The sequence below is a fragment of the Lysinibacillus sphaericus genome (assembly GCF_015844675.1).
GTDB classification, from domain to species: Bacteria; Bacillota; Bacilli; order Bacillales_A; family Planococcaceae; genus Lysinibacillus; species Lysinibacillus sphaericus_E.
Genome location: NZ_LDGC01000080.1, coordinates 1 through 2,810, shown reverse-complemented (window position 1 = coordinate 2,810; position 2,810 = coordinate 1). Strand labels below are relative to the sequence as shown.

The 2,810-nt window shown below is 34.8% G+C and carries 2 protein-coding genes and 1 pseudogene; 1 reads left to right on the top strand and 2 read right to left on the bottom strand.

The window, feature by feature from the left end; translation table 11 throughout:
- Positions 1-30 precede the first annotated feature (30 nt).
- Together ABE34_RS20570 and ABE34_RS20565 are read right to left on the bottom strand one after the other, a co-directional pair.
- Positions 31-1,160, bottom strand: a protein-coding gene (locus ABE34_RS20570) for an IS3 family transposase (RefSeq protein ID WP_197139965.1) whose coding sequence is annotated in 2 segments (ribosomal slippage) — positions 31-914 and positions 914-1,160 — 1,131 coding nt in all. Because the reading frame shifts where the segments join, the coding sequence is not laid out codon by codon here.
- A 240-nt stretch (positions 1,161-1,400) separates the two neighbouring features.
- The gene (locus tag ABE34_RS20565) at positions 1,401-1,613 is read right to left on the bottom strand and encodes a YjcZ family sporulation protein (RefSeq protein ID WP_197144317.1); all 213 of its coding nucleotides are present in this window, start codon (positions 1,611-1,613) and stop codon (positions 1,401-1,403) included.
- A gap of 401 nt (positions 1,614-2,014) precedes the next feature.
- Here ABE34_RS20565 and ABE34_RS20560 point away from each other — a divergent pair.
- Positions 2,015-2,810 (top strand): annotated as a pseudogene (locus tag ABE34_RS20560) (M15 family metallopeptidase); the annotation flags it as partial.

Sequence of the window (2,810 nt, the reverse complement as noted above, 5' to 3'; positions counted from 1 at the left end):
GTGGTATGTCAACACTAAACTGGACAAAAATTATAAGGGCTGTTGCTTGAATTCTACTGGTGTTAAATAGCCTAGTGTTCCGTGAATTCGAATGTTATTGAACCAATGAACATAATCATCAAGTTCAAGGGCGAGCTGTTCAAGAGAAGAGAAATGAGCTCCGTTAGCGAATTCTGTTTTAAATACCTTAAACATCGCTTCGGCCACAGCGTTGTCATAAGGGCAACCTTTCATGCTTAGTGACCGTTGGATACCGAATGTTTCAAGACTCTCTGAAATTAGTTTATTATCAAACTCTTTTCCTCGGTCAGTATGAAACATTTTGACATCATTCAAATTGGCATGTATGCTCGCAATCGCTTGATACACAAGTTCTGCAGTTTTATTCGCGCCAGCACTATGACCAATAATCTCACGATTAAAAAGGTCGACAAATAAGCATACATAGTGCCACTTTTTTCCGACACGAACGTATGTTAAATCGCTGACGATGACAGCCAATGGCTCTTCTTGCTCAAACTGACGCTGTAATTCATTTTTTACTGACGCTTCATTACATGTTGATTTATGCGGCTTATACTGTGCTACTGTATAGTTTGATACGAGTCCAAGATCTTTCATTAAACGACCAATTCGACGACGTGATACGTGTTTTGGCTCTGGTAATTTACTCAGTTCTTTCTTGATTTTACGCGTACCATAATTATTACGGCTTTCTTTGAAAATACGGGCAATCTCTTTGGAAATCTCTTTATCTTCAGTTTTTAGCGTACGTTTACTACACAAATCGGCATGATAGTAATACGTACTTTTTGGAATATTGAGGACGTCACACATTGCTGATACCGAATATTTGTGAGCATTATTTCGAATCACATCTATTTTCGTCCCATGATCAGCGCCGCCTGCTTTAAAATATCATTTTCCATCATTAATCTTTGGTTTTCCTTGCGTAATCGAGCCAGTTCATTTTCTTCTTCTGATCGATTATCTTTGGCATCAAAAGAACCTGTTTCTTTATGATTTTTTATCCAACGATCTAACGCAGAAGGTGTAATATCATATTCTCTAGTAATGTCTGCACGAGATTTACCATTTTCATAAAGTTTCACTAATTGCAGTTTAAATTCGGGTGTAAAAGTTCGACGTTGACGTGTCATAGCAGCACGCTCCCTTGTTTTATTAGTCTAAGTTTACAACCCCTTATTTTATCTGTCCAACTTAGTGTAGCCTATCCAAGGGATGAATACTTTAAGTAAGGAAAAATAAAAAAGGTCATCATCAGAGGAAAGTTACCCTTAGTAAAGATAGATATGAAGGTGCAAGGGAAAGTTAGTATTACCTTAATAATTATGAGCATTAGAGGCGGTATTGGGTATTAATAATATTTTGAAATGAAACTAGCACCCAATAATTAGAGGAATGAATAGAACAACAATTAGAGCAAATGATGAACCAGATCCATAACCACTATCATAAATTCCCAAGCCTTTTTGGAGGTTTTCAATGAAAGAAAAGTTATGAATATAGCATTGATTTTTTATGTATCTAAAATATTCCTTTGTTGACGTTTGGTAGGGTACGTCGCCGTCATAAGTATCGCAGAGATTCATTGTACATCAGATAGTGGATAAAAAAGCTAATGATTTCCATTAGGTTTTAGCGAAGCGTACACCTAGCTTGTAAATTATAAATAAAAATTCAAAATACTGTTTATAAATGAAATGGTAAATTATTTTTTCTTCACTACGGAGTGGTGGAAACCGTTGATACATCAATGTTTATAGAGGGAGTTTAGTTGAAGGAAAGGTATTTTTAGGTGCATATTGAAGTTGTTTTCAAAATAGTGGATTTGATGGTTTTATTCCAACAAGAGGTAAGCAAACAAAATAGTTAAGATAGCTTCATATTTTAAGTAAGTAATTTAAGAAAAACTTAAGATTCATCCTACTTTTTTCTTAATTAGTTTTACTTATAATCTTTTATGTAAAGAAGAATAAGGGAGAAGTTAAGAATGAAAAAGTGGGGCTTTTTATTAATTTTTTCAATATGTTTGGGTGTGACAGCCTTTAAGATAGTACCATTCATTCAAGATGAAAAAGGTGTAATAGGAAATGCCTATAATGAGAATGGTGTAGTGGAGGGAAAGTTGTCTTCTGGAAATATAAAAAAAGTAGAAATTCCAGTAGAACAAATTTATCAAGGAAATTTACTTTTGGTCAACAGTAAGCACCCAGTTCACAATGAAAGTATAAAATCAGATGTCATCAATTTAAATGTTCGCAAAGAATTGGTAAAAGGAACAGATTGTTTAATAGCGAAACATATTTATCAGAAGATATAGCAAGGAAATTTTCGGATATGGTTCTTGATGCGAAAGAAGATGAAGTTTCTAGTTTTTTAATTACAAGTGGTTTTCGAGGATTTGATGAGCAATCTAAACTTTATAAAGAAATGGGTTCCATTCGTGCCTTGCCAGCAGGTTACAGCGAACACAATTTAGGTTTATCGCTTGATGTGGGAAGTACCCAAGGGAAGATGGAGGTAGCACCTGAGGGAGAGTGGATTGCAGAGAACGCTTGGAAATACGGGTTTACTCTACGTTATCCAGAGGATAAAACGGACATAACGGGAATTATGAATGAACCATGGCATATTCGCTATGTCGGTTTACCACATAGTGCGATTATGAAAGAAAAGAATTTTGTGTTAGAGGAATATTTAGACTATCTAAAAGAAGAAAAACATATTTCTGCTACTGTAAATGGTCAAAAATATGAGGTCTTTTATTATCCTGTTACTGAAAATAC

What these genes read in the sequence shown, in the direction of transcription:
- ABE34_RS20565 (WP_197144317.1), bottom strand. Translation starts at nt 1,613, where the DNA reads ATGAATCTCTGCGATACTTATGACGGCGACGTACCCTACCAAACGTCA.